This window comes from Streptomyces sp. NPDC058525 (assembly GCF_042719495.1).
In the GTDB taxonomy this organism is placed as follows: domain Bacteria; phylum Actinomycetota; class Actinomycetes; order Streptomycetales; family Streptomycetaceae; genus Streptomyces.
Map to the genome: position 1 here is coordinate 33,602 of NZ_JBHXNP010000087.1, position 6,653 is coordinate 40,254.

Annotated in this window: 4 protein-coding genes; 2 read left to right on the plus strand and 2 right to left on the minus strand. The window is 72.7% G+C overall.

The annotated features are described in order from the left end of the window. Positions 1–32: 32 nt before the first annotated feature. Both ACFWP3_RS31560 and ACFWP3_RS31565 read right to left on the minus strand, forming a co-directional pair. Positions 33–2,615, minus strand: coding sequence for a protein kinase (locus ACFWP3_RS31560; RefSeq protein ID WP_384227846.1), 2,583 nt, complete (start codon positions 2,613–2,615; stop codon positions 33–35). 176 nt (positions 2,616–2,791) lie between these two features. After that, positions 2,792–4,498, minus strand: coding sequence for a glycerol-3-phosphate dehydrogenase/oxidase (locus ACFWP3_RS31565; RefSeq protein WP_384227848.1), 1,707 nt, complete (start codon positions 4,496–4,498; stop codon positions 2,792–2,794). A gap of 255 nt (positions 4,499–4,753) precedes the next feature. Between ACFWP3_RS31565 and ACFWP3_RS31570 the strand changes: the two genes are divergently transcribed. Both ACFWP3_RS31570 and ACFWP3_RS31575 read left to right on the plus strand, forming a co-directional pair. Continuing rightward, complete coding sequence (locus ACFWP3_RS31570; protein WP_384227850.1) at positions 4,754–5,983, plus strand: nucleotide sugar dehydrogenase; 1,230 nt, start codon at positions 4,754–4,756, stop codon at positions 5,981–5,983. A 116-nt stretch (positions 5,984–6,099) separates the two neighbouring features. After that, positions 6,100–6,576 carry a hypothetical protein gene (locus ACFWP3_RS31575; RefSeq protein WP_384227852.1) on the plus strand — a complete coding sequence of 159 codons (477 nt, stop codon included), beginning with the start codon at positions 6,100–6,102 and terminating at the stop codon, positions 6,574–6,576. Positions 6,577–6,653 lie beyond the last annotated feature (77 nt).

Below are 6,653 nucleotides of genomic sequence, written 5' to 3' on the forward strand. Positions count from 1 at the left end.
GATACGTCTCCGGGGCCGCCCGCGTCCCGAGGTCAGCCGAGCGGCTGGAAGGTCTCGAAGGCGGTGTTGCGCATCTGCGTGCACTCGGGGCCGTCCCACTGGTCCGCGGGACAGCTGATCATGATGGCGTAGCCGTGCGTCGCGTCCATCTTGAAGCCGCGGTTGAGCACGCGGACCCGGATGCCGCTCTGCTCCCTCTCGAACTCCCAGTCGGCGACGGTCGGGTAGTTCCGGTAGCTCGTCGGGTTGATGCCGATCAGGCGGTACCCCTTGCTGCTGCCCGCCACGGCGGGGGCCAGCTGGGCCCAGGCCAACCGGGCGTCATCGCCCGGGTTGGCGTTGTAGTCGACCTGGATCCGGGGGAATCCGCCGTCGCGGCTGTATATCCCGCCGGAGTTCTCACCCGCTATGGCCGTCTGGTGGAAGCCCTGGGGCATCGCCATCGAGAAGTGGAACCCAGGCTCCGTCACCATCACGTAGCCCGCGGGTATTGCGCTCCCCCCGCCGCCGGGCTGCGCGCCCTGTCCCTGGCCTTGCCCCTGCCCCTGGCCCTGTCCCTGGCTCTGGCCGGTGCCCGGGCTCTGCTGGCCCTGGCCGCCGGAGGCGGCGTTGCCGTCCGTGCCGCCGGCGGGCTCACCGGGCTTGGCCGAGGGCTGCGGGCTCTGCCCGGCGCCGCCCGGGGACTGGCTCGCGGACGCGGAGGGGTTGTCCTTGCCGCCCTTGCCCTTGCCCTCGTCCTTGCGGCCGTCGGCGTCGTCGCCGCTGACGGCGTAGGCGATGAGCGAACCGACCACCGCGAGCACGACCACCACGGCGGCTATCGCGAGGGCGATGGTGCGGCGCGGCATGACATCGGTGAGCGGGGCGGCCACCGGGCCGGCCTTGGCCTGGCTCTTGGGCGCGGGCTGGTCCGCCGGCGGCTCCGCGGCCGTGGCGGCCGTCGTGGCAGCCGCGGCGGCCGCCGCCTTGCGGGCCGACTTCAGTGCGGCGCGGGCGCGTTCGCGCTGCTCGCGCTCCTTGCGCTCGCGCTCCTTCTTCGCCGCCTTCTCGGCCGCCCTCTCCGCCGCCTTCTGGGCGGCGGCCTGCTCGGCGGCCTGCTTGGCGTCCGCGAGCGAGATCTGGCGGGTCTCCTCCGCGGGCGGGGCCGCCACCGGGACCGGTTCGGGCTCGGGCGCGTTGATGACGGCGTTCAGCATCGCCCGGGCCCGGCCGTCGTCGAGACGCTGGGCCGGGTCCTTGGCGAGCAGGCCGTAGATGACGTCGGTCAGCGGGCCGGCGTTCTTGGGCGGATCCACCGGCTCGGTCATCACCGCGGTGAGGGTGGCGAGGGCGGAGCCCTTGTCGTACGGGGGCACGCCCTCGACGGCCGCGTACAGCAGACCGCCGAGCGACCACATGTCGGCGGGCGGGCCGGGCTTGTGGCCGCGGGCGCGCTCGGGCGAGATGTAGGAGGGGGCGCCGACGAGCATGCCGGTGGAGGTGACGGAGGGGTCGCCCTCGACCTGGGCGATGCCGAAGTCGGTGAGGACGACACGGCCGGTGGCGGCGATGAGCACGTTGGACGGCTTGACGTCCCGGTGCAGGATGCCCTGACCGTGGGCGGCGCGCAGCACGTCGAGCACCGCGAGGCCGACCTCGGCGGCGCGGCGCGGGGTGAGGGCGCCGTACTCGCGTATGAACTCGGCGAGCGAGGGGCCCTCGATGAGCTCCATGACGATCCACGGCCGGGCGTCCTCGTCGACGACGTCGTAGACGGTGACGGCTCCGCCGCTGCGGATCCGGGCGATGGCCTTGGCCTCGCGCAGGGTGCGGGTGATGAGGCGTCGCTTCTCGTCCTCGTCGACGCCGCTGCCGAAGCGGAGCTCCTTGACGGCGACCGTCCGGCCCAGGGTCTCGTCCTGGGCCCTCCAGACGGTTCCCATCCCGCCCTTGCCGAGCACGGCGCCCAGCCGGTAGCGGCCGGCGAGCAGCCGTCCCTTGTCCTGGCCGTCGTCGGCCGACTTGGCGGCCTCGGCCCGCGCCTTGACCTCGGCGGCGACGGCATCGGCCTTCTCCACCACGGGATTGACGGGCTTTACCGCGTCGGCCTTGGCCGCCCCGGCCCCGGGCTTCGCGTCCTCGGGCTCCGCCTCGGCCGCGGCCTTGACCGCAGGCTTCGCACCCTCAGGCTGCGCCTTGACCGCAGGCTTGGCCTCAGGCCCTGCCTTGACCGCAGGCTTCGCACCCTCAGGCTGCGCCTTGACCGAAGGCTTGGCCTCGGGCTCCGCCTTCACCTCAGGCTTCGCACCCTCAGGATCCGCCCCGGCCCCGGCCTTGACGTCAGCCTTCGCGTCCTCGGCCTTCGCGTCCTCGGACTCCGCATCAGCCCCGGCCTCGACCGAAGGCCCGGCGTCCTCGGACTCCGCCTCGACCTCGGCCTTGACCGCAGGCTTCGCGTCCTCCGGCTCGGCCTTCGACCCGGTCTTCCCGCCCGCGGGCTCCGCCTTCGTCAACCCCGGCTTCGCAGCCGCGGGCTTCGGACCCTCAGCAGGCGCGGCCTCGGCCGACGCAGCCGGAGCCGCAGCCCCCACCTCTTCGGGCTTCGCCGCAGGCGCCCCGTGCTCCGGCTTCGACATGCGTCCCCTCTGCGATCGTGCCGCTGCTCCGACTGCCCCGGTGTCCGACCAACCCGGCGGCCGAGCGACCCGGCGACCGGGGTCCGCGTAACCCGCCCCGGCAGAACCTTCATTGTTCCTCACTCCGCAACGGACGGGCGCCCCGGGTCCGCGGTTCCCCCTTCCGCATCCCGGAGTTACAACGGAACGATGTCGGGCGCCCCCAGCCGCGCGGCGTCCGCCGTCTGGTCGTCCGGCTGACGCTGCGATTCCCGCTCCGCCTGGACCCGCTTCTCGTAGTGCTCCACTTCTTTCTCGATCTGCTGCTTGTCCCACCCCAGCACGGGCGCCATCAACTCCGCGCACTCCCGCGCCGACCTCGTCCCCCGGTCGAAGGTCTCGATCGAGATCCGCGTCCGCCGCGTCAGTACGTCGTCCAGGTGACGCGCCCCTTCGTGCGAGGCGGCATACACGATCTCCGCCCGCAGGTAGTCGTCCGCCCCGGTCACCGGCTCGCCCAGCCCCGGATCGGCAGCGATCAGGTCGAGCAGCTCCTCCGTCAGCGATCCGTACCGGTTCAACAGGTGCTCCACCCGCACCACGTGAAGCCCCGTCCGGGCCGCCGTCCGCGCCCGGCCGTTCCACAGCGCCCGGTACCCCTCCGCGCCCACCAGCGGCACGTCCTCCGTCACGCACTCCGCCACCCGCAGGTCCAGGCCGTGCACCGCCTCGTCGACCGCGTCCTTCGCCATGACCCGGTACGTCGTGTACTTGCCGCCCGCCACCACCACGAGCCCCGGCACCGGATGCGCCACCGTGTGCTCGCGCGACAGCTTGCTCGTCGCGTCCGACTCCCCGGCCAGCAGCGGCCGCAGGCCGGCGTACACGCCCTGGACGTCGTCCCGCGTCAGCGGCACCGCCAGCACCGAGTTCACGTGCTCCAGCAGGTAGTCGATGTCCGCGCTCGACGCCGCCGGGTGCGCCTTGTCCAGGTCCCAGTCGGTGTCCGTGGTCCCCACGATCCAGTGCCGGCCCCACGGGATGACGAACAGCACCGACTTCTCGGTCCGCAGGATCAGCCCGGTGCTCGAATGGATCCGGTCCTTCGGCACGACCAGGTGGATGCCCTTCGACGCGCGTACGTGGAACTGCCCGCGCTCCCCGATCAGCGCCTGGGTGTCGTCCGTCCACACCCCTGTCGCGTTCACCACCTGCTTCGCGCGGATCTCGTACTCCCCTCCGCCCTCCACGTCCTGAACCCGCGCGCCGACCACCCGTTCGCCCTCGCGCAGGAATCCGATCACTCTCGCCCGGTTGGCGCAGTGCGCCCCGTACGCCGAGGCCGTGCGCACCAGCGTGGCCACATACCGCGCGTCGTCCATCTGGGCGTCGTAGTACTGCAGGGCGCCCACCAGCGCGTCCTTGCGCAGTGCCGGGGCCACCCGCAGCGCGCGCTTGCGCGAGAGGTGCCGGTGCACCGGCAGCCCCCGGCCGTGGCCGCTGGAGATGGACATCGCGTCATACAGCGCGACGCCCGATCCCGCATACCACCGCTCCCAGCCCTTGTGCTGCAAGGGGTAGAGGAACGGCACCGGCTTCACCAGGTGCGGTGCGAGGCGCTCCAGCAGCAGGCCGCGCTCCTTCAGCGCCTCCCGCACCAGGGCGAAGTCGAGCATCTCCAGATAGCGCAGGCCGCCGTGGATGAGCTTGCTGGACCTGCTGGAGGTCCCGGACGCCCAGTCACGCGCCTCCACCAGTCCGGTGGACAGTCCTCTGGTCGCCGCGTCGAGCGCGGTGCCGGCGCCGACCACGCCCGCGCCCACGACCAGTACGTCCAGCTCCCGCTCGGCCATCCGGGCGAGGGCCTCGGCGCGCTGCGCCGGTCCCAGTGTCGCTGTCCTCACGGCTGCCTCCCGTTGGTGCGGGTGTTCCCCGCGTCGTGCGGGTGATCCCGCTCACATCCCCGTTTCATGATTCTGACCGCCCGCACCCACATCAGCCACCGCCTGTGGACAACACAACGGCGACCACCACCCCAGAATGCGACATATCTGTCATATATACGCCTAGTCTGACATTGCGCCAGCTTCCCCGGGCCTTCCACGTCCACAGGGCTTGCGCGCGCATCCCCCTCATGTCAGGGAAGGGACGGCACCCCCATGCCCGCAGACCTCGCCGTCATCGGACTCGGCCATCTCGGCCTCCCCCTCGCCCAGGCGGCCGTAGCCGCCGGGATCGAGACGGTCGGCTACGACAGCGGTCCGGTCACGGACTCCACCCTCACCGCCGCCGAGATCCGCCGCATGTCGGCGGCCGGCTTCCGGGTCACCACCAACCCCGCCGAGCTCGGCCGGGTCCGTACCGCCGTCATCTGCGCCCCCACCCAGCTCGGCGCCGACCGCGCACTGGACCTGTCCGCCATCGGCGAGGCGGGCCGCGCGCTCGCCGCCCGCCTGCGCCCGCACACCACCGTGATCCTCGAATCGGCCGTCCACCCGGGCGTCACCGAGGAGTACCTGCGCCCGGTCCTCGAGGCGGGCTCCGGGCTGCGGGCCGGCCGGGACTTCCACCTGGCCTACTCCCCCAGCCGCCTCGACCCGGGCAACCGCACGCACGGCATCTCCAACACCCCCAAGGTGATCGGCGGCCTCACCCCCGCCTGCACGGAGTCCGCGCACGCCTTCTACGCCCGCCTCACCGAGAAGGTGGTCCGGGCCCGCGGCCTGCGCGAGGCCGAGACCGTGCAGCTCCTGGAGACCAACTACCGGCACGTCAACATCGCCCTCATGAACGAGATGGCCGTGCTCTGCCACGACCTCGGCGTCGACCTGTGGGACGTCATCCGCTGCGCCGAGACCAAGCCGTACGGCTTCCAGGCGTTCCGCCCCGGCCCGGGGGTCGGCGGCCACGGCGTCCCCCTCGACCCCAACTACCTCCCCCACACCACCCGCACCCCCGGCCACCCCCTGCGCATGATCGGCCTGGCCCAGGAGATCAACAACCGGATGCCGCAGTACGTCATCCAGCGGTCCGCCACCCTGCTGAACGAGCACGGCAAATCCGCGCGCGGCGCCCGCGTCCTGCTCCTCGGCGTCACCTACAAGCCCGACCTCGCCGACCAGGAGGGCTCCCCGGCGCGCGAGATCGCCAGCCGCCTGCTCGACCTCGGGGCGCTCGTCAGCTACCACGACCCGTTCATCACGGGCTGGCGGGTCAGGGACCAGCCGGTCCCCCGGGCCGAGTCCCTGTACGAGGCCGCCGCGAACGCGGATCTGACGATCCTGCTCCAGCACCACCGCACCTACGACCTGCAAGGCCTCGCGGTGAAGGCCCAGTTGCTCCTCGACACCCGCGGAGCCAGCCCGGCGGGCGCGGCCCACCGGCTCTGACCCGGGAAATTCCCCCGTACGGATGTCCGTGCGGCCTGCTAGCCTGCGGCGTCACTTATCTCGCACTTACGCCCTCCGGGCGTTCGCATGCCCGAATCCCTGGGGGGGATTTCCCAATGAGCCAGAACTTCCAGCCGCCCGCGCCCGACTCCTTCACCGAGGCCCCGGCCGCCCCGGCCCCGGCCCGCACCGGCAACCTCGGCCTCGGCATCGTCGCCGCCGTCGTCGCGGCCCTGGTCGCGGCCGGCGCCTACGGCGGCATCATGAACGCCATCGACCGCGAGATCGGCTACGCCGCGGCCGGCGTCGGCCTCCTCGTCGGCCTCGCCGCCGGCAAGATCGGCGGACGCAACCCCGTCCTGCCCGTGATCGCCGCCGTCCTGTCGCTCGGCGCCGTCTACCTCGGCCAGCTGTTCTTCATCGCGCTCGTGCTCGCCGACCTCGGCAAGGTCGGCGTGGGCGAGGTCCTCAGCCAGGCGGGCGTCGGCGGCCTGAACGACATCTGGAAGGAGAGCATGGACGCGATGTCCTTCCTCTTCCTCGCGATCGGCGGCTTCGTCGCCTTCGGCTCGGCCAAGAAGGTCAGCGACTGACCCCGCGCCACCGCGTACGCCGGAGGGCCGGCACCCCGCTCCGGGGGGGGGGCCCCCCCCGGGAGGTAAGGGGGCCG